This window comes from Streptomyces sp. NPDC090108, from assembly GCF_044747185.1.
Classification (GTDB): Bacteria; Actinomycetota; Actinomycetes; order Streptomycetales; family Streptomycetaceae; genus Streptomyces.
On the sequence record NZ_JBIVDQ010000005.1, the window covers coordinates 744,036 to 763,254 of the forward strand.

Consider the following 19,219-nt stretch of genomic DNA (forward strand, 5'->3'; position numbering starts at 1 on the left):
CAAGCCCTTACGCAAGAAAGCGAGCATTACGACAGCCATGGCTGAGGCTCAGAACATCCCGGTCGGTTCCACGACCGCCGGCTCGATCGCGGTCGCCGCGGAGTCGACCGTCGTCTCCCGCATGAGCGCGCCCCCGTCCTTCGACGTCGCGGACTTCCCCGTCCCGCACGGCCGCGAGGAGGAATGGCGGTTCACCCCGCTGGAGCGCCTGCGCGGACTGCACGACGGCACCGCCGTCGCCACCGGCGAGGCCGTCAAGGTCGCCGTCGAGGCCCCCGAGGGCGTCGTCGTCGAGACCGTCGGCCGCGACGACGCGCGCCTCGGCCGCGCCACCCCGGTGGACCGCGTCGCCGCCCAGGCGTACTCCGCCTTCGAGCAGGCCGGCGTGGTGACCGTGCCCAAGGACACCGTGCTCACCGAGCCGATCCGCATCGCGGTGCACGGCGAGGGCGGCACCGCCTTCGGCCACCAGGTGATCGAGCTGGGCGCCTTCGCCGAGGCGGTCGTGGTCATCGACCACACCGGTGACGCGGTGCTCGCCGCCAACGTCGACTACGTCCTCGGCGACGGCGCCAAGCTGACCGTCGTCTCCGTCCAGGACTGGGACGACAAGGCCGTGCACGTGGCCCAGCACAACGCGCTGATCGGCCGCGACGCCTCCTTCAAGTCCGTCGTCGTCACCTTCGGCGGCGACGTCGTCCGCCTGCACCCGCGCGTCGAGTACGCCGGCACCGGCGGCGAGGCCGAGCTGTTCGGCCTGTACTTCACGGACGCCGGCCAGCACCAGGAGCACCGCCTGCTGGTCACCCACAACACCCCGCACTGCAAGTCGAACGTCGTCTACAAGGGCGCCCTCCAGGGCGACGCCGCGCACGCGGTCTGGATCGGCGACGTGCTCATCGAGGCCTCGGCCGAGGGCACCGACACCTACGAGATGAACCGCAACCTGGTCCTCACGGACGGCGCGCGGGTCGACTCGGTGCCGAACCTGGAGATCGAGACCGGCGAGATCGTCGGCGCCGGCCACGCCTCCGCCACCGGCCGCTTCGACGACGAGCAGCTCTTCTACCTGATGGCCCGCGGCATCCCGGAGCACGAGGCCCGCCGTCTGGTGGTCCGCGGCTTCTTCGCCGAGCTGGTCCAGCAGATCGGTGTCGCCGACATCGAGGAGCGCCTGCTCGCCAAGATCGAGGAGGAGCTGGAGGCGTCGGTCGCATGACCAGCACCTTCGACCAAGCCCGCTACGTTCGGGCGTGCGGACTGAGCGAGCTGGAGGAGGACACCCCGAAGCGGGTGGAACTCGACGGCACGCCGGTCTCGCTGGTGAAGACCGAGGGCGAGGTGTTCGCGATCTACGACATCTGCTCGCACGCGAACGTCTCGCTGTCCGAGGGCGAGGTGGAGGACGGCCAGATCGAGTGCTGGCTGCACGGCTCCTGCTTCGACCTGCGCACCGGCAAGCCGGCGAACCTTCCCGCGACGCGCCCCGTCCCCGTATACCCCGTAAAGATCGAAGGGGACGACGTGCTCGTCTCCCTCACCCAGGAGTCCTGAGGCACCCATGGCAACGCTTGAAATCCGAGACCTGCACGTCACCGTCGAGGCCGACAACGCCACGAAGGAGATCCTCAAGGGCGTCGACCTCACCGTGAAGCAGGGCGAGACGCACGCCATCATGGGCCCCAACGGCTCCGGCAAGTCGACCCTCGCCTACTCGCTCGCGGGTCACCCGAAGTACACGATCACCCAGGGCACCGTCACCCTCGACGGCGAGGACGTCCTCGCGATGTCCGTCGACGAGCGCGCCCGCGCCGGCCTGTTCCTCGCCATGCAGTACCCGGTCGAGGTCCCCGGCGTCTCCGTCTCCAACTTCCTGCGCACCTCCGCCACCGCCGTGCGGGGCGAGGCCCCCAAGCTGCGCACCTGGGTGAAGGAGGTCAAGGAGACGATGGCGCAGCTCCAGATGGACCCGTCCTTCGCCGAGCGCAACGTCAACGAGGGCTTCTCCGGCGGTGAGAAGAAGCGGCACGAGATCCTCCAGCTGGAGCTGCTCAAGCCGCGGATCGCGATCCTCGACGAGACCGACTCCGGCCTCGACGTCGACGCGCTGCGCATCGTCTCCGAGGGCGTCAACCGCGTCCGCGAGACGGGTGAGGTCGGCACCATGCTGATCACCCACTACACGCGCATCCTGCGCTACATCAAGCCCGACTTCGTGCACGTCTTCTCCGGCGGCCGCATCGTCGAGTCCGGCGGCGCCGAGCTCGCCGACAAGCTGGAGAACGAGGGCTACGAGGCCTACACGAAGGGTGGCCCCGTGAGCGGAGCGACCTCTGGAGGTGCAGTCGCGTGACGCAGCTGCCGGGCCTCCTCGACACCGAGGCGATCCGCAAGGACTTCCCCATCCTGGGCCGCACGGTCCACGACGGCAAGAAGCTCGTGTACCTGGACAACGCGGCGACCTCGCAGAAGCCGCGCCAGGTGCTGGACGCACTCAGTGAGTACTACGAGCGCTACAACGCCAACGTCCACCGCGGTGTGCATGTGCTCGCCGAGGAGGCCACGGCGCTGTACGAGGGCTCGCGCGACAAGGTCGCCGAGTTCATCAACGCGCCCAGCCGCGACGAGGTGATCTTCACCAAGAACGCCTCCGAGTCGCTGAACCTCGTGGCCAACATGCTCGGCTGGGCCGACGAGCCCTACCGGGTCGACCACGAGACCGAGATCGTCATCACGGAGATGGAGCACCACTCCAACATCGTGCCGTGGCAGCTGCTCGCGCAGCGCACGGGCGCGAAGCTGAAGTGGTTCGGCCTCACCGACGACGGCCGCCTGGACCTGTCCAACATCGACGAGATCATCACCGAGAAGACGAAGATCGTCTCCTTCGTGCTGGTCTCCAACATCCTGGGCACGGTCAACCCGGTCGAGGCGATCGTCCGCCGCGCCCAGGAGGTCGGCGCGCTGGTCTGCATCGACGCCTCGCAGGCCGCTCCCCACATGCCCCTGGACGTCCAGGCCCTCGGCGCCGACTTCGTGGCCTTCACCGGCCACAAGATGTGCGGCCCGACCGGCATCGGCGTGCTCTGGGGCCGCCAGGAGCTGCTCGAGGACCTGCCTCCGTTCCTCGGCGGCGGCGAGATGATCGAGACGGTGTCCATGCACTCCTCGACCTACGCCCCCGCGCCCCACAAGTTCGAGGCGGGCACCCCGCCGATCGCGCAGGCCGTCGGCCTGGGCGCGGCGATCGACTACCTCAACTCGATCGGCATGGACAAGATCCTCGCCCACGAGCACGCGCTCACCGAGTACGCGGTGAAGCGGCTGGCGGAGGTCCCCGACCTCCGGATCATCGGCCCCACCACGGCCGAGGACCGCGGCGCGGCGATCTCCTTCACGCTCGGCGACATCCACCCGCACGACGTGGGCCAGGTCCTCGACGAGCAGGGCATCGCCGTGCGCGTCGGCCACCACTGCGCGCGGCCGGTCTGCCTGCGGTACGGAATTCCCGCGACCACGCGAGCGTCGTTCTACCTGTACTCCACGCCGGCCGAGATCGACGCTCTGGTCGACGGACTGGAGCACGTACGGAACTTCTTCGGCTGAGGGGCTGGCGAGGAAACGCATGAAGCTGGATTCGATGTACCAGGAAGTCATCCTGGACCACTACAAGAACCCGCACGGGCGTGGTCTGAGGGACGGCGACGCCGAGGTACACCATGTGAACCCGACGTGCGGTGACGAGATCACCCTCCGCGTGAAGTACGACGGCACGACGATCTCGGACGTCAGCTACGAGGGCCAGGGCTGCTCCATCAGCCAGGCCTCGGCGTCCGTGCTGAACGAGCTGCTGGTCGGCAAGGAGCTGGCCGAGGCGCAGAAGATCCAGGAGACCTTCCTGGAGCTGATGCAGTCCAAGGGCCGGATCGAGCCCGACGACGCGATGGAGGAGGTCCTGGAGGACGCGGTCGCGTTCGCCGGTGTCTCCAAGTACCCGGCCCGGGTCAAGTGCGCTCTCCTGAGCTGGATGGCGTGGAAGGACGCGACCGCCCAGGCCTTGGGCGAGGGCGCCGAGAGGAAGACGGCATGAGCGAGAACACTGCGACTTCGGGCGAGGGCCTGACGACGAAGCCGGCCACCGAGGAGGAGGTCCGCGAGGCGCTGTACGACGTCGTCGACCCCGAGCTCGGCATCGACGTCGTCAACCTCGGCCTGATCTACGGCATCCACATCGACGAAGCGAACATCGCGACGCTCGACATGACCCTCACGTCCGCGGCCTGCCCGCTGACGGATGTCATCGAGGACCAGGCCAAGTCCGCCACCGACGGCATCGTGAACGAACTGCGCATCAACTGGGTCTGGATGCCGCCGTGGGGCCCCGACAAGATCACCGAGGACGGCCGCGAGCAGCTGCGGGCGCTCGGGTTCAACGTCTGATCCCCCACCGAGCACGACGGAACGGCCATACCTGAGCGGTATGGCCGTTCCGTCGTTGTGGGGGTAGCGCCCCCGGAACTCTCCCCGGAGACCGTGAACTCTCCCGCACCCACCGGGGAACAGGAGGCGACACGCACGCACCGACGAACCAGGGGGAGTCCTTGTGAGCGGACCACCGCCGTCCACGACACGGACGGAGGACGACGCGGAGATCGTCGCCCAGTCGATCGAGCAGCCGGAGCTCTTCGCCCTGCTCTACGACCGCCACGCGCCCGACATCCACCGCTACGCGGCCCGGCGCCTGGGCGACACGGCGGCCGACGACATCACGTCGGACACCTTCCTGACCGCGTTCCGCATCCGTTCCCGCTACGACCTGTCCCGCCCCCACGCGCGCCCCTGGCTGTACGGCATCGCGGGCAACCTCATCGGCAAGCAGCGCCGTGCCGAGGTGCGGGCGCTCAGGGCACTGGCCCGCACCGGCCACGATCCGGTCGCCGCCTCCTGGAGCGGGTCCTGGGTCGAGGACACCGACAGCCGGATCGCCGCACGCGGACCGCTCGCCGGCGCCCTCGCGGGTCTGAGCGCGGGGGACCGGCACGTCCTGCTGCTCGTCGCCTGGGCCGAACTCACCTACCAGGAGGTCGCCGACGCGCTGGCCATCCCGGTCGGCACGGTCCGCTCCCGGCTCAACCGGGCGCGGCGCAAGGTCCGTACGGCGCTGGGCGCCGATCCCGCATTCGTGAGCGACGCGGCGGAGGTGGCGTAGCGATGGACGAGATGACCGAGGTGCGCGGGCTGCGGGCCGGTACGCCGCTGCCCGACCGCGCGCGGCTCGCGCCGGGCCGGGCACGGCTGGCCGAGGCGGCGCGCGCCGGTGAGCGGCGCCGGACGCTGTGGCGGCAGCGGGAGTTCGTGATCACCGGGGTGGTGGCCGCGGTGGCCGCCGTCGCCGTCACCGCCTCGCTGCTGGCGGGCGCGGGCGCGGGCGCGGGGCGGAAGGTGCGCCCGGCGGCCCAGCCGGCGCTGCGGCTGGAGGGCATGAGCGCGGCCGCGTTCCTGCGGAGCGCGGCCGACGTGGTCGACACGGAACCGGACGACGCCGTACCGACGGCAGAGCAATGGATCTACACCAGGCGGGCGCAGGAACTGGTGCGGGCGAGTGGGCCGGGAAGCACGGACCCGCGCGGCCGCGAGCAGGAGACCTGGCTGCGGTACGACGGCACCGCGACGGCCGACCGGCAGTACGACTCCGAGGGCAGGCCCCAAAAGCTCTCCGTCACACCGCTGCACCTGGAGAACGGCGGAGCGGGCGACGAACGCTCGCCGCGCGAGCTCTACCGGGTGCTGGCCGCCCTGCCGGCCGGCGGTGAGCGGACGCTGAAGGTCCTGCGGGAGAAGAACGCCGTCGCCGACGGCGAGGGCGAGTCCCGGACGAGCAGCGACTACGCGGAGATCGCCGTCCTGCTGTCCGCCGACGTCATGCCCTCCAAGGGGCTGGCCTCGCTCTACCGCGCGCTCGCGACCCTGCCGGGCGGGCGGCTCACCGGTCACCTGGTCAGGACGGCCACCGGACGCCGGGTGGTCGCGCTGTCCTACGCCCGGGGGCTCGACCCCAGGAACGGGAAGCCGATGCGGGAGGAGTGGCTGATCGACCCGCGGACGTACCGGATCACGGGGACGCGGACGGTCGAGGACGGCAGGATCATCGCGGGCATCTCGGTGGTCGCGAAGGCCGTGGTCCGGGAGGCAGGCGACCGCGGCTGACACCGCCCGCGTCCGGGCGGCCCGCAGCGGAGGGGGTACGGGCCGTGGTGGAGGGGGGTACGGGCCGCCCGCGCCGGGTGCGGGGGCCCGCGCGGGGGCGTCGGGCCGGCGTCGGGACGTCGGGGCGTCGGGCCGGCCTCGGGGCGCCGGGGCGGCGTCGGTTAGGCCCGGCGACGTCCCTCACGTTAGGTTTTCCGCATGACCGACACTGCTTCCCGTACCACCGGCGCCGTCGCCGCCGGCCTTGCCACCCTCGCCTCCGACGGCACCGTTCTCGACACCTGGTTCCCGGCTCCCGAGCTGGCCGCCGCCGAGGACCTCGGCCCCGCCGGCACCGAGCGGCTCTCCGCCGAGCGGGCCGTGGAGCTCCTGGGCGCCGGCGCGACCGCGGCGATCGGCCCGGACGCCCGCCGCGGCGTCGAGGTGGTTGCGGTCCGTACGGTCATCGCCTCCCTCGACGACAAGCCGGCCGACGCGCACGACGCCTACCTGCGCCTGCACCTGCTCTCGCACCGCCTGGTCAAGCCGCACGGCCAGAACCTGGACGGCATCTTCGGCCACCTCGCCAACGTCGCCTGGACCTCGCTCGGCCCGGTCGCCGTCGACGACGTCGAGAAGGTCCGCCTGGCCGCCCGCGCCGAGGGCCTGCACCTCCAGGTCACCTCGATCGACAAGTTCCCGCGCATGACGGACTACGTGGCCCCCAAGGGCGTCCGCATCGCCGACGCGGACCGGGTCCGGCTGGGCGCCCACCTCGCCGAGGGCACCACGGTCATGCACGAGGGCTTCGTCAACTTCAACGCCGGCACGCTCGGCACGTCGATGGTCGAGGGCCGCATCTCCGCGGGCGTCATCGTCGGCAACGGCTCCGACATCGGCGGCGGCGCCTCCACCATGGGCACGCTGTCCGGCGGCGGCAACGTCATCATCTCCATCGGCGAGCGCTGCCTGATCGGCGCCGAGGCGGGCGTCGGCATCGCGCTGGGCGACGAGTGCGTGGTCGAGGCCGGCCTCTACGTCACCGCGGGCACCCGCGTCACGATGCCCGACGGCCAGATCGTCAAGGCCCGCGAGCTGAGCGGCGCCTCCCACATCCTCTTCCGCCGCAACTCGGTCACCGGCGCGGTCGAGGCCCGCCCCAACAACGCGGTCTGGGGCGGCCTGAACGAGGTCCTGCACAGCCACAACTGAGGTGGGACGGCCGGAGCTCGGCTCTTCACGCAGCCGGTCCCCGACTGCCGTCGCATCGCGGTCGGCGAGCGCCCTCCCGTGAGCCCCGGTACAGGGGCGGCCCGGGAGGGCGCTCGTGCGTGAGCGCCGTGCTGTCCCTGCCTGTTCCGGGCTGAGGTCAGTCCTCTTACGGCGGGCCGGCTCCCGGGGTTCGTGCCCGGGAGCCGGCCCGCCGCTTTCGTGGCCGCCGTCTACTGCCCGAAGCCGTAGGCGAACAGGTGGTCCGTCCCTGTCGAGCCGGTGACGGGGAGGGTGAGGGAGGCGACCTGCTTGGCCGGGTCGAGCGGGACCTTCGTGGCGAAGACGTAGGTCTTCACGCCGTCCCGGCCGCCGCTGCCGGTGTTCCGGTAGCCCGTGGTGACGGCCGTCGTGTCACCCGGCATCGGCTTGGTCGAACCGGCGTTGAGCGTCCAGTCCGAGAAGCCGACCGTCGCCCTGGCCGTGGTGCCGTCCGTGTACGTGACGGTCAGCGTGCCGGAGACCCCGCTGCCGTCGGTCGACGCGTTGGTCGCCGTGCCCAGCAGGCCCAGCGACGCGCCCGAGGTGCCGGCGGCCATCGGGATGGTCTGGCCGGCCATCTCCAGGTTGTCCACCTGGCCGGACTTCACCGTGGGCCACAGGTAGGGGACGCCGTCGACGGTGACGGTCCCGCCGCTCTGGACGCCCGCCGCCGACAGCGCGTTCTGCGAGAACGACCAGCCGCCGCCGTCGAAGCCGCCCGAGAAGGTCGCGCCGTCGGGGTAGACGCCCTCGTTGGTGGCGTACGGCCACAGCGCACCGGCCTTGGCCACGGCGACCCGCAGGGCCGCCCCGTTCAGCGCCGCCCCGCTGCCGTGGTCGGTCAGCGCGAACGTCACCGGGTACGTCCCCTCGTCCGCGCCCGCCGTCACGCGTACCTTCGCCTCGGCGCTGCCCGAGGCCGGTACGGTCACCGAGCCGGACGTCGTGTCCAGCGTGACCCCCGCGGGTGCCGTCGCCTTCCAGTCGACCGTGACGGACGTGTCGCCGAGGTTGGTCAGGTTCAGCGTGCCGTCGCCCGACGCGTCCGGCTGGAGCACCAGGCCGTCGCTCGTGGGCCCGGTCGCGGCCAGCACCCGGCCGCCGCCTGTGGTGTCCGACGGCGGCGCCGCCGAGGGACCGGACGCCCAGGTCGTGTCCGGCTGCGTGCCGAGCGTGAAGGCGACCGTGCCCGCGCCCTTGAGCTGCTGGTACGTCAGCCAGGAGGTCTTCCACTCCTTGCCCTTGACGTCGAGCGACCGGACGTAGGGCGCGTCGGGCGCGGCCTGCGGCGCGTCGATCCGCACCGTCCTGCCGCCCGCGAAGGTCACCTCGGCCACCGGGAACACCGGGCTGCCGAGCGCCAGGGTGTCGGTGCCCGGGGTCTCCGGGTACATGCCGAGCTCGGACCAGACGTACCAGGAGCTCATCGCGCCGAGGTCGTCGTTGCCGAACGAGCCGACCGGGGCGTTGAAGTACAGCTTCCGCTGCGCGTCGCGGACGGCCGCCTGGGTCTTCCACGGCTCGCCCGTGTAGTCGTACTCCCAGGGGATCTCCACGCTGGGCTCGTTGCTCAGGTCGGCGTCGGTGCCGCCCGGCCGGGCGATGTCGTCGAGCAGGCTGTCCAGGTAGGACGAGTACGCCTTCGCGCCGCCCCGGGCCTGGATGAGCTGCTGGAGGTTGAAGGGGACCATCGGCGTGTACTGGGCCGACGTGCCCTCCACGAAGCCGTTGGAGGTGCTCGCGGCGAACCCGCCCACGAACTGGCCGTCCTTGTTCCTGCCGTGCATGTAGCCGGTCTGCGGGTCGAAGACGTTCATCCAGTCCTGGGCGCGGGTGGCGAACTTCCGGTAGTCGGCCGTCTTCCCGAGCGACTTCGCGAAGGACGCGAGGGCGTAGTCGGCGGAGTCGTACTCCAGTTGCGTGGAGACGGGGCCGTAGAAGTTGCAGCAGCCGTAGTCGTTCTCGTCCAGCGGCAGGTAGCCCTTGGCGTCCCGCACCGACTCGCCGGGGCGGTCGTTGTTCGGGGAGGCGGCCTCGTGCTGGAGGGCCGCGAGCGCCTTGTCGGTGTCAAAGTCCCGGGCCCCGAAGGCGTACGCCCCGGCGATGATGCCGGCAGCCGGGTCGCCGACCATCACGTAGCTCTCGCCGTTGTTCGAGGCCCACTTGGGCAGCAGGCCCGTCTGGTCGTAGCCGTTGAGCATCGAGGTGACCACGTCACTGGTGACCTTCGGCTCGACCATCGCCATCAGCTGGGTCTGGGAGCGATAGGTGTCCCAGCCCGAGTAGTTGGCGTACTGGGCCTGCTGTCCCTTCGCCAGCTTGTGGACCTGGTTGTCCATGCCCATGTACTGGCCGTCGGCATCGGAGAACACGTTCGGGTGCAGCAGCGCGTGGTAGAGCGCGGTGTAGAACTGCGTCTGCTGGTCCGGCGTACCGCCGCCGATCCGGACCTTGTCCAGCACCGTGTTCCAGGCGTCGTGGTTCGCGCGCGCCACCGCGTCGGCGTTCCAGTTCCGGATCTCGGCGGAGAGGTTGGCCGCCGCGTTCGCGTCACTGGTGTACGAGATGCCGACCTTCGCGCTCACCGTCGGGTCCGAGGAGGTGTCGAAGGTCAGGTACATGCCGTTGGCGCCCGTCGTGGGCGGCTGTACGGCCTTGCCCGCCACGCCCTTGCCGACGCTGCCCGGAGCGGGGGACGGCGTGCCGGAGGGGGAGGGAGACGGGGAGGGGGCGGAGGCGGAGCCGCCGTGGACGGTCGGGGAGGGCGCCGCGGGGACGGTGAAGTGCTTCTCCTTCAGCGCTCCCGAGGGGTGCGCCTGAAGGTCCTGCCGGGCCCTGCCCGCCTTCAGCGTCTTCGCGCCGGGGTTGATCGTGCCCCCGACCCAGGTGCCGTTCGCGATGAACGGATGGTCGAACTTGATGTCGAAGTGCAGCGTGTACCGGTTGCCCGCGCCGCAGAAGTGACCGCTGTCGACCGCCCCGCTGATCTCCTTGTCGCTCACCACCTGGACGCGTGTCCCGTCCACCTGCGTGGCGCCCCCGCTGAGCTTGAACAGCAGGTTCGCCTGCTGTCCCGCGGGGAAGGTGAAGGTGCCCAGGCCGGCCCGGGTGGTGTCGGTCAGCCGGGTCGTGACGCCGTTCGCGTCGGTCACCCGGTAGGAGCCCGCGACCGCCTGTTCGTCGTCGTGGCTGAACCCGACGGACGTGTTGCCGAGGCTGCCCGAGAGCGCGCCGGTCACCGGCAGGACGGGCAGGTCGCCCGCGACGCCGCAGCCGGGTCCGGAGACATGGGTGAGGCTGTAGCCGGAGATCTTCTTGTCGTCGTACTCGTAGCCGCCGCCCGAGGGCCGGTCGGGTGTGGTGTCCGGACCCCACTGCACCATGCCGGCCGGCATGTCGGGTCCGGGGAAGGTGTCCACCGCACCGGAGGTGCCGATGAGGGGGTTCACGAGGGACGCGGGGTCCTTCACGAAGGCCGGTGTCCCGGCGGTCGCGGCGTGGGCGCCCCCGATCGCCGGAACGGGGAGTACGACGAGGCCCAGGACGGACACCAGGGCGAGGCGTCGGCGGAATCTCTTGGGGGTGAGTGGTGCACCAGAACGTCGAGGTCGGACCATCAGGCTGCCTCCACAGCGGCTCGTGCTTCGCACATCAGGTACCGCCGGCACCGGGGAACCGGCGGCGCCGGCGGCAGGCGACGGTGCCGGCCGCTCCGGAGCGTCCTGACAACGTTGCCACGCACGAGAGTCGAGTGAAACGTCTGCGCCAAGTCTGTGTCAACGAGGCCAACAGGACTTTCTGGTAAGGAAGTTGATTGGCGGATTCGGTCAAGAGCCCCGGGTGTGCAGGCGGCGTTCGGCCGCGAGTCGAGGACCCGGTCGTCCTCGGACCGGACCCGCGCCGGCGGTGAAAACTCGGATGACCACGGCATCCGGTCGGCGTCAACGTGCCGCGGTGATCAGTGACGAGGGAACCCGCCGGGGTGCGGAGGCGGCGCGCCGCCTGGCGGAGACAGGTCTCTACGAGTTCGAGCCCGGACTGACGGACGCCGAGTTCGAGCGCATCGAGCGCGAATTCGGCTTCGAGTTCGCGGACGACCACCGGGCGTTCCTCGCGGCCGGCCTTCCGGTCAACGTCCCGCCCGAGGAAGGGCAGACCTGGTCCAAGCCCTGGCCCGAGTGGCGCGGCGGCGATCTGGACAGCCTGCGCGATCAACTCGCCTGGCCGGTCGCAGGTGTTCTCCTCGATGTCGAGCACGGCAGCTTCTGGTACGAGGGCGGGGGCGAGCGTCCGGCCGACAGAGCGGCGGCCCTGGACGCGGCGCGGCGTCATCTGCTCGACGTGCCGGTGCTCGTGCCCGTGTACGCCCACCGGTATCTGCCCGCCGGCCGGGGAAGTTCCGGGCATCCGGTGCTCTCGATGTGGCAGACCGACATCATCTACTACGGGCTGGACCTGGTCGACTACATGCACCGCGAGTTCGACGAGATACGGGGCGAGGCGGGCGAGAGCTGGAAACCACGAGCAACGGCACCCTTCTGGCGCGACCTCCTCTGACCCGACTCGTCCGGAGGCGTCAGGCGTCAGGCGTCAGGCGTCAGGTGCCGGGGTGAGGCCGACACCTGACGCCCGGTTCGGCCCGGACGTGGAGGGGGCCGATGCCGGGGCGGCCCACCGTACGGCCCGGGTGCTGTCCCGGACGGCGTCAGGGACCGGTGAGGACGACGAGTCGCCGGGTCGCCCGGGTCATCGCGACGTAACGGTCGACCGTGCCTTCGACGCCCTCGCCGAACCGTTCCGGGTCGACGAGGACGACGAGGTCGAACTCGAGTCCCTTCGACAGCTCCGGGGACAGCGAGCGGACGCGGGACGTCGCGGGGAAGGCGGGGGCGCCGATGACGCAGGCGGTCCCGTCGTCATGCGCCGCCAGCCACGCGCCGAGGACCGTGTCCAGATCCGCGGTGGATCCGTGGGTGACGGGGACGCCCGCGGTGCGGACGGAGAGCGGCACGTTGGCGTCGGGGAGCACCGACCGGATGACCGGCTCGGCTTCCGCCATGATCTCCTCGGGCGTCCGGTAGTTGATGCTCAGGGAGGCCAGTTCGATCCGGTCGAGGCCGATCCGTTCCAGCCGTTCCCGCCACGACTCCGTGAAACCGTGCCGGGCCTGGGCGCGGTCCCCGACGATCGTGAAGCTCCGGGACGGGCAGCGCAGCAGCAGCATCTGCCACTCGGCGTCGGTCAGTTCCTGGGCCTCGTCCACGACGACGTGCGCGAACGGCCCGGCGAGCAGGTCCGGTTCGGCCCCCGGCAGTGCGGTCTCGTCGACCAGGGTGTCCCGCAGGTCCTGCCCCCGCAGCATCGTCACCGCGCCCTCGCCGTCATCGTCGGCCGCGAGCACGTTGTCGATGACGCCGTCCATGCGCGCGCGTTCGGCGGCGACGGCGGCCTCGTGCCGCCGCCTGCGCCGCGAGGCCTCCGGATCGCCGAGCCGCTGCCGTGCCGCGTCCAGGAGCGGCAGGTCGGACACGGTCCAGGCCTGGGCGTCCGCGCGCCGCAGCTTCCGGACGTCCTCGGGGCTCAGCCAGGGAGCGCACATCCGCAGATAGGCGGGGACCGACCACAGGTCGCCGACGAGGTCGGCCGCCTCGATCAGCGGCCACGCGCGGCCGAACGCCGCCGACAGTTCCCTGTTCCGGCGCAGCGACTCGCGCAGCCCTTCGGCCGGCGTGTCCCCGCCGTACTTGTCAGCCAGGATCGTGAGCAGTTCCTCCCAGACCTGGTCGCGCGCCTCGTTGTGCGCGGCGCCGGGTTCCGCCGAGTCGAAGGCCGCCGCCCAGTCCCCGGCGCTCAGCCGGATGTCGGACCAGGGCGTCGTGACCGTCATCCCCTCGGTGGGCGGCTCCTCGTAGAACCTGACGGCCTTCTCGATCGCCCCCACCATGCGTGCCGACGACTTCAGGCGGGCCACCTCCTGGTCGGTCTCGGCCGCCGCCGTGGCTCCCTCGGCGACCAGGTCCCGCAGGGTGCAGGTCCGCACGCCCTCCTCTCCGAGGCTGGGCAGGACGTCCGCGACGTAGGCCAGATAGGGCCGGTGCGGACCGACGAACAGCACACCGCCCCGACGGTGCCCCAGGCGGGGGTCGGAGTACAGCAGGTAGGCGGACCGGTGCAGGGCGACCACGGTCTTGCCCGTGCCCGGACCGCCGTCGACGACCAGGGCGCCCCGGGATCCCGCGCGGATGACGGCGTCCTGGTCGGCCTGGATGGTGCCGAGCACGTCGCGCATCCGGTCCGACCTGGTGCCGCCCAGCGTGGCGATGAAGGCGGACTGGTCGTCGAGCGCGGCGTGCCCGGAGAATCCGCCGGAGGTGAACACCTCGTCCCAGTAGTCGCCGATCCGGCCGTCGGTCCAGCGGTATCTGCGGCGGCTCGCCAGCCCCATCGGGTCGGCGTGCGTGGCGCCGAAGAACGGCTCCGCCGCGGGGGAGCGCCAGTCGAGCAGCAGCCGGCGGCCCGCGCTGTCGGTGAGGCCGAGCCGCCCGATGTACACCGGCTCGGGGCTGTCCGCGCCGACCATGCGCCCGAGGCACAGGTCCAGGCCGAAGCGGCGAAGGGTGCGCAGGCGAGCGGTCAGCCGGTGGATCTCCGCATCCCGGTCCAGTGCCTGCCGGCCCGCCCCGCCGGGGGCCCGGCGCTCGGCGGCGAGCAGGCCGGACAGTTCGGAGATCCTCTGCGCGAGGCTTTCCGCGACGGCCGCGAAGTGCTCCTCGTCGGCGGCGATCAGCCCGGGGTCGGCTTTGGCGGAAAGGCGGTCCGGAAGGTCGAACACACCGGTGGTCAGCGGGGTCACGGCATCGGCTCCGATCGGGGTCGCTCACGCTCGGGGCCGTTCGCGACCGGCGCGCGTGTCATCCATGTGGCGGGTGGTGGGTCATGAGTGGTTGTGGTGTGTGGCGGGCGGCGAGTGATGAGTGGTTGTGGTGTGCGGGGCGGGCGGGGGTGGTCGGGCCCGTGGTCGGGTCGGGCAGCGATCCGGCGTGGACCTGCGGCTGTCGGGGGTTCGGGCCGGGAGGGGGCGAGGGTCCACCGGTCCACGTGTTCGGGGGGCCGGAGCCGGGGCCCGGTGCGACGGCGCCGAGGGGGTCCACCCGGTCTCGGCCGACGATTCTGCGCCATCGAGGGGGCCTTGCCGCAAGGCCCCCCATGCGCTATACGTTGAGAGTGGCAAGGAGCGCGTGACCTCCTTGCCTTTGTCATTTCCGCTGTCATTTCCGCCCGCCGCGGACGGATGACCGGCTCCGGCGCCTCCGGCCCCCCGGTCTCCCCGGCGGGCCCTGACGGCGTCGAACGCCCCGCCCCTCCGGGCCGCGCGCCCCCTTCGCGCCTCCCGTCCGCGCCCCCATGCCCCCTCGCGGCAGGCCGGTACGGGCGCCATGGCCGAGGTGATCCGGATTCCCCCTGCCGGACAGGCATAGCCGTACGCCGTCCCGCGCGTCACACAGGATGCAGGGCCCGGACGACAGGCCGGGCCGGGGAAGAGAAGGTGACGATGGATGCCCAAGCGCAGGAGAGTTTCCGGGAGTTCGTGGCCGGCAGATCGACCGCGCTGCTGAGGACGGCCGTGCTGCTGACCGGCGGGGACCGGCACGCCGCCGAGGACCTGCTGCAGAACGCCCTGGTCAAGGCGGCCGGACGGTGGCAGCGGATCGACGAGCCGGAGGCCTACGTACGGCAGGTCCTGTACCGGCAGCAGGTCAGCCGCTGGCGGCTGAAGTGGCCGCGCCGTGAGGTCGTGGTCGCCGCCCTGCCGGAGGCCGCCGCTCCGGACGCCTCCGGCGCCGCCGACCTGCGGCTCGTGCTGCGCTCCGCCCTGTCCCGGCTCACCGCCCGCCAGCGCGCCGTGCTGGTGCTGCGTTACTTCGAGGACCTGCCCGAGGCCGACGTGGCCCGGCTGCTCGGCTGCTCCGTCGGCACCGTACGGTCCACCACCCACCGCTCCCTGGCCCGGCTGCGCACGCTCGCCCCCGAGCTGGCCGCGTTCGACGGTCCCGGCCGGCAGCCGTCCCGTGACTTCTCGCCCGTGGAGGTGCGCCCGTGAACGTCGAGGAAATCCTGCGCGAGACACTGCGGGAGCAGGCCGCCGAACAGGCCCCGGGGCTGCCGGGGTTCGCCGACCGGGTGCTGCGCGTCCGCCGGCGTCGCCGTACCCGCGCGCTCGTCGCCGCGGCCGCCGCGGCGGTCGCGGTGATCGGGGTCGGTGTGAGGGCGCCGCTGCTGGACCCGGGCCCGCGCGACGTACGTCCGGCGGGCGTGCCCGGCGGGTCCGGGGTCCTGGCGCACCCGGACCAGTCGCCGCCCCGGGATCTGATCGCCGCGGGGAAGGTGGCGCTGGTCGCGTACGGCACCGGCCACGTCCGCGTACGGGCGGACGGCAAGGGCGTGTACGAGAGCACCTACTGGCTCCTGGACCCGCGGACCGGGACGTACCGGGAGGACCCCCGGTGGAGAGCGCTCGCCGTCGCCCCCGGGGGGAGGACCGCCGCCGTCCTGGAACGCGACCTGCCCGCCCACCGCGTCGGCCTGCTCGACCTCGCCACGGGCAGGATCGAACGGTGGATCCCCGTGAGCCACGGTGCCGGTGGACTGGCGTACTCGCGCGACGGGAGCAGGCTGGTCGCGACGACGTACAGCGAGGATCCCGGCCTGCGCGAGAGGGCGGACCCGACGAACGGGCCCGCATCGGCGTCGGACTCGTGGCTTCCGCAGGCGGGTGTGTCGAGCCGTACCGGCTTCTCGGTCATCGACGTGGCCACAGGTGAGGAGACCTGGAGCAAGGTCGTGCCCGGACGCCACGACGAGGGCCAGGAGGATTTCGCCTTCTCCCGCAGCGGCTCGCTGGTGTACACCCGCAGTGTCAGCGGCAGCGACGGCAGCGAGCGGTTCTACGACCTCGCGGGCAAGGCGGTCGCGGCGCCCGCGGACGAGCGGTTCCTGCGGGCGGACATCCCCGCCCGGCTCTCCCCGGACGGGCGGCGTGCCGCGCTCGGTGTGACGGCCGAGGCCAAGGGCAGGTCGTGGTCCAGGATCGTGGACCCGCTCACCGGCAAGGAGACCGCCAGGGCGCGCGGCGCACAACTGCTCGCCTGGGTGGACGACCGGCGCCTCCTCGCCTGGGAGAGGGCGCCGGGGGCGGGGCTCTACCGTCCCCGGCTCATGCTGGTCACCGTCGGAAGCGACAAGGCCGTGCCGCTGAGCGGCTCGACATCCCTTGCCGCGACCGGCGAGAAGGGCTGGGAGCCCGTCTTCGCCGAGCGGTGATCGGAGGGCCGTCGACTCCTCGCGCAGCGACAGCGGTCCGCCGGCCGTCTCCCGGCCGGCGGGCAGCGGCGGGGCCCGCGCCGGGGCCGGGGAGCCGAGCGGCCGGCTACCGCTCCGGGTGCGGGGGTTCGATCGTGCCCTCTTCCGAGATGCGGGCGGCGGACGGGCCGAAGTCCTCGTCCGACATGCTCGAGACCAGGCCGATCGCGTCGCCGCCCTGGTCCGGGGTGCCCGGGGGCACGATCCGGGTCGGCCGCAGGCGTCCGGAGGCGTAGGAGCCGTCGGCGTGGAGGGTGACCTGGAGGACGCCGCTGGTCGAGAGGGTGCCGCCGAGGCCGAGCACCTTGTAGCCGGAGAAGTTGCCGAGGCTGTAGGCGATCAGCCGGCCCCGGTAGAACTCCATGCCCCGCATCACGTGCGGGCCGCTGCCCACGACGAGGTCGGCGCCGGCGTCGATCACCGCACGGCTGAAGCGGTGACTGTCGCCCCGGTCCTCGCCGGCGAAGTACTCGGTGCCGGGCTCCACATGGGTGCGGTCCGAGCCCTCCGCGCCCGCGTGCATCGTGACGACCACGAGGTCCGCCGCCGCGGCGGCCCTGGCGACGAGCCGCTTCGCGGCCGGGATGTCCGTGAGGTCGTTCGCCCCCTCGTCCGGCGCGAACCCGACCAGCGCGACCCTGACGCCGTGCACGCGCTGGACGGTGATCTGCCCCAGCCGGCCGGTGAAGGGCAGCCCCACGGAACGCAGCGCGTCGAAGGTGTCGCGGCGCCCTTCCTCCCCGAAGTCGTCGATGTGGTTGTTCGCCACGTTCATGGCCGTGAACCCGGCCTGCTTGAGCCGGTGGCCGTAGGACGGCGGGGCGCGGAACGCGAAGCAGTTCGGGCCCCCGATGTACTCGCACTTGCTGGAGCCGCCGGTGGTGAGCGTCCCCTCCAGATTCCCGAGCACCACATCGCCCCTCAGCAGGTCCTCGACCGGCTCGAAGAACGACGCGCCGTCGTCCGGGGGCAGGTCGTCCGGCAGCGAGCCCATCACGACGTCCCCCACGGCGGCGATCCGCACGTCGGCCAGGGGGCGCGGGGCCGCCGGGGCACCGGCCCGCGGGACCGCGGTCTGCCGTACGGCGGGCCGCGCCGGACCGGCGGAGGGCGTGTGTGCCGTTCCGGCGCGCGACACGAGCGCCGCGGCGACCAGCACACCCGTCCCGGCCAGGCCGAACGCGCCCACGCGGCGGCGCACCGCCCTTTGCCGTTCCCGTTCCGTCTCCTGCCGCTCGCCCCGCCGCCGAGGACGCTGCCCACCGGACCTGATCATCGCCTCATGCTACGAAGCGGAGCCCACTCGTCTACGCAGCGTGATCCTCCGGCGTGTTCCCGGTGCCGGTGCTGGTGGCGGTGCCTGTGGCGGTGCTGGTGGCGGTTCCCGTGGCGGGGGCGGTGCCGGTATCGGTTCCGGCGACGGTGCGGTGCCGGTTCCGCTCTCGGTCCGCCTTCGCCCGGCCCGCCGTTCACAGCGTGCCGACCAGTTCCCCGTACCGTGCCAGCAGTCCGTCCGCCGCCTCCCGGCCGGCGGCCAGCAGGGGCGCCCTGACCGGTCCCGCGGGCAGGCCGAGCCGGGCGAGGAGGGCCTTGGCCGTGACGGTGCCGGGCAGGCCGGCGTCCGTCATCGCCTCGATCAGCGGGGTGGCCCGCAGCTGGAGTTCGGCCGCGCGGGCCGTGTCGCCGGCGTCGAAGGCGTCCAAGACGGCGGCCACCGCGCCCGGTACGGCGTTGGCCACCGTGCTCACGCAGCCCGCCGCGCCGACCGCGTACAGGGCGAGGACGTGTTCGTCGCAGCCCGCGTAGTACGCCAGGTCCGTGCGCGCCAGCACCTTCTGGGTGCCGAGGAAGTCGTAGGAGCAGTCCTTGACCGCCACGATCCGCGGATGCCCGGCGAGGCGGAGCATCGTCTCCGGCTCGATCCGGGTGCCGGTGCGGCCGGGGATGTCGTAGAGCATCACGGGCAGCCCGCTCGCGTCGGCGACCTGCCGGAAGTGCGCCTCCACCGCCTCCTGCGGCGGCCTGCTGTAGTACGGCGTCACCACCAGGACCCCGTCGGCGCCCGCCTTCCCGGCGCCGAGGGCCAGTTCGACGGTGTGCCGGGTGTCCGAGGTGCCCACGCCCGCCACCAGGGGGACGCCGTCGCCGACCGCGTCCCGTACGGCCGCGATCAGCTCCGCCTTCTCCGCGTCCGTGGTGGTCGGCGACTCGCCCGTGGTGCCGTTCAGGACCAGGCCGTCGCAGCCCTCCGCCACCAGCCGGGCGGCCAGCCGCCCCGCGCCCTCCAGGTCGAGCCCGCCCGTCTCGGTGAACGGGGTGATCATCGCGCAGAGCGTGCGGCCGAAGGGCCGGGGTCGGTTCGTCATACGGGCAAGTGTCGGCACTCGTAACGTGAAGCTCTACTTAAATCTTCTACGTCATA

Annotated in this window: 16 protein-coding genes; 12 read left to right on the plus strand and 4 right to left on the minus strand. The window is 72.2% G+C overall.

The annotated features are described in order from the left end of the window. Positions 1-37: 37 nt before the first annotated feature. The 9 genes from sufD (at position 38) to dapD (ending at position 7,398) form a co-directional block, all read left to right on the plus strand. On the plus strand, positions 38-1,219 hold the full coding sequence (sufD, locus tag ACIPRD_RS21510; protein ID WP_356398836.1) for a Fe-S cluster assembly protein SufD: 1,182 nt from the start codon (positions 38-40) through the stop codon (positions 1,217-1,219). Next, entirely contained in the window at positions 1,216-1,554 is a 339-nt protein-coding gene (locus ACIPRD_RS21515; protein ID WP_356398838.1) for a non-heme iron oxygenase ferredoxin subunit, read from the plus strand. Before sufD ends, ACIPRD_RS21515 begins: the two co-directional genes overlap by 4 nt. A gap of 7 nt (positions 1,555-1,561) precedes the next feature. Continuing rightward, positions 1,562-2,353: a Fe-S cluster assembly ATPase SufC gene (gene sufC / locus ACIPRD_RS21520; RefSeq protein ID WP_356398840.1), complete on the plus strand. Its 792-nt coding sequence runs from the start codon at positions 1,562-1,564 to the stop codon at positions 2,351-2,353. Next, positions 2,350-3,606, plus strand: a complete 1,257-nt coding sequence (locus ACIPRD_RS21525) for a cysteine desulfurase (RefSeq protein WP_356398841.1) — start codon at positions 2,350-2,352, stop codon at positions 3,604-3,606. Before sufC ends, ACIPRD_RS21525 begins: the two co-directional genes overlap by 4 nt. Positions 3,607-3,625: 19 nt before the next feature. Beyond that, positions 3,626-4,090: a Fe-S cluster assembly sulfur transfer protein SufU gene (gene sufU / locus ACIPRD_RS21530; RefSeq protein WP_356398843.1), complete on the plus strand. Its 465-nt coding sequence runs from the start codon at positions 3,626-3,628 to the stop codon at positions 4,088-4,090. After that, positions 4,087-4,440, plus strand: a complete 354-nt coding sequence (locus ACIPRD_RS21535; protein WP_356398845.1) for a metal-sulfur cluster assembly factor — start codon at positions 4,087-4,089, stop codon at positions 4,438-4,440. The genes sufU and ACIPRD_RS21535 overlap by 4 nt, the downstream gene beginning before the upstream one ends. Before the next feature lie 163 nt (positions 4,441-4,603). Next, positions 4,604-5,209 (plus strand): sigma-70 family RNA polymerase sigma factor, encoded by a 606-nt coding sequence (locus ACIPRD_RS21540; RefSeq protein ID WP_356398847.1) that lies wholly within the window; start codon positions 4,604-4,606, stop codon positions 5,207-5,209. A gap of 2 nt (positions 5,210-5,211) precedes the next feature. Next, on the plus strand, positions 5,212-6,207 hold the full coding sequence (locus tag ACIPRD_RS21545) for a CU044_5270 family protein (RefSeq protein ID WP_401565074.1): 996 nt from the start codon (positions 5,212-5,214) through the stop codon (positions 6,205-6,207). Positions 6,208-6,405: 198 nt separating this feature from the next. Then, positions 6,406-7,398 carry a 2,3,4,5-tetrahydropyridine-2,6-dicarboxylate N-succinyltransferase gene (gene dapD, locus ACIPRD_RS21550; RefSeq protein WP_401565077.1) on the plus strand — a complete coding sequence of 331 codons (993 nt, stop codon included), beginning with the start codon at positions 6,406-6,408 and terminating at the stop codon, positions 7,396-7,398. Positions 7,399-7,628: 230 nt separating this feature from the next. On the opposite strand, the gene ACIPRD_RS21555 is transcribed toward dapD, so the two are convergent. Further along, positions 7,629-10,988: a lectin gene (locus ACIPRD_RS21555; RefSeq protein WP_401565079.1), complete on the minus strand. Its 3,360-nt coding sequence runs from the start codon at positions 10,986-10,988 to the stop codon at positions 7,629-7,631. A gap of 403 nt (positions 10,989-11,391) precedes the next feature. Between ACIPRD_RS21555 and ACIPRD_RS21560 the strand changes: the two genes are divergently transcribed. Continuing rightward, positions 11,392-11,994, plus strand: coding sequence for a hypothetical protein (locus ACIPRD_RS21560; protein ID WP_401565082.1), 603 nt, complete (start codon positions 11,392-11,394; stop codon positions 11,992-11,994). Positions 11,995-12,142: 148 nt separating this feature from the next. Here ACIPRD_RS21560 and helR read toward each other — a convergent pair whose 3' ends face one another. Continuing rightward, positions 12,143-14,290 (minus strand): RNA polymerase recycling motor ATPase HelR, encoded by a 2,148-nt coding sequence (gene helR, locus ACIPRD_RS21565; protein WP_401565084.1) that lies wholly within the window; start codon positions 14,288-14,290, stop codon positions 12,143-12,145. A gap of 699 nt (positions 14,291-14,989) precedes the next feature. Here helR and ACIPRD_RS21570 point away from each other — a divergent pair. Both ACIPRD_RS21570 and ACIPRD_RS21575 read left to right on the plus strand, forming a co-directional pair. Then, on the plus strand, positions 14,990-15,538 hold the full coding sequence (locus tag ACIPRD_RS21570) for a SigE family RNA polymerase sigma factor (RefSeq protein WP_401565087.1): 549 nt from the start codon (positions 14,990-14,992) through the stop codon (positions 15,536-15,538). Beyond that, complete coding sequence (locus ACIPRD_RS21575; RefSeq protein WP_401565090.1) at positions 15,535-16,758, plus strand: YncE family protein; 1,224 nt, start codon at positions 15,535-15,537, stop codon at positions 16,756-16,758. Before ACIPRD_RS21570 ends, ACIPRD_RS21575 begins: the two co-directional genes overlap by 4 nt. Before the next feature lie 106 nt (positions 16,759-16,864). On the opposite strand, the gene ACIPRD_RS21580 is transcribed toward ACIPRD_RS21575, so the two are convergent. Then, positions 16,865-18,073 (minus strand): CapA family protein, encoded by a 1,209-nt coding sequence (locus tag ACIPRD_RS21580; RefSeq protein WP_401565093.1) that lies wholly within the window; start codon positions 18,071-18,073, stop codon positions 16,865-16,867. 193 nt (positions 18,074-18,266) lie between these two features. After that, positions 18,267-19,163: a 4-hydroxy-tetrahydrodipicolinate synthase gene (gene dapA / locus ACIPRD_RS21585; protein ID WP_401565095.1), complete on the minus strand. Its 897-nt coding sequence runs from the start codon at positions 19,161-19,163 to the stop codon at positions 18,267-18,269. Positions 19,164-19,219: the final 56 nt, after the last annotated feature.

Coding starts and splice junctions, on each gene's coding strand:
- sufD (WP_356398836.1), top strand. CDS start 38: ATGGCTGAGGCTCAGAACATCCCGGTCGGTTCCACGACCGCCGGCTCG.
- ACIPRD_RS21515 (WP_356398838.1), top strand. CDS start 1,216: ATGACCAGCACCTTCGACCAAGCCCGCTACGTTCGGGCGTGCGGACTG.
- sufC (WP_356398840.1), top strand. CDS start 1,562: ATGGCAACGCTTGAAATCCGAGACCTGCACGTCACCGTCGAGGCCGAC.
- sufU (WP_356398843.1), top strand. CDS start 3,626: ATGAAGCTGGATTCGATGTACCAGGAAGTCATCCTGGACCACTACAAG.
- ACIPRD_RS21535 (WP_356398845.1), top strand. CDS start 4,087: ATGAGCGAGAACACTGCGACTTCGGGCGAGGGCCTGACGACGAAGCCG.
- ACIPRD_RS21545 (WP_401565074.1), top strand. CDS start 5,212: ATGGACGAGATGACCGAGGTGCGCGGGCTGCGGGCCGGTACGCCGCTG.
- dapD (WP_401565077.1), top strand. CDS start 6,406: ATGACCGACACTGCTTCCCGTACCACCGGCGCCGTCGCCGCCGGCCTT.
- ACIPRD_RS21570 (WP_401565087.1), top strand. CDS start 14,990: ATGGATGCCCAAGCGCAGGAGAGTTTCCGGGAGTTCGTGGCCGGCAGA.
- ACIPRD_RS21580 (WP_401565093.1), bottom strand. CDS start 18,073: ATGATCAGGTCCGGTGGGCAGCGTCCTCGGCGGCGGGGCGAGCGGCAG.
- dapA (WP_401565095.1), bottom strand. CDS start 19,163: ATGACGAACCGACCCCGGCCCTTCGGCCGCACGCTCTGCGCGATGATC.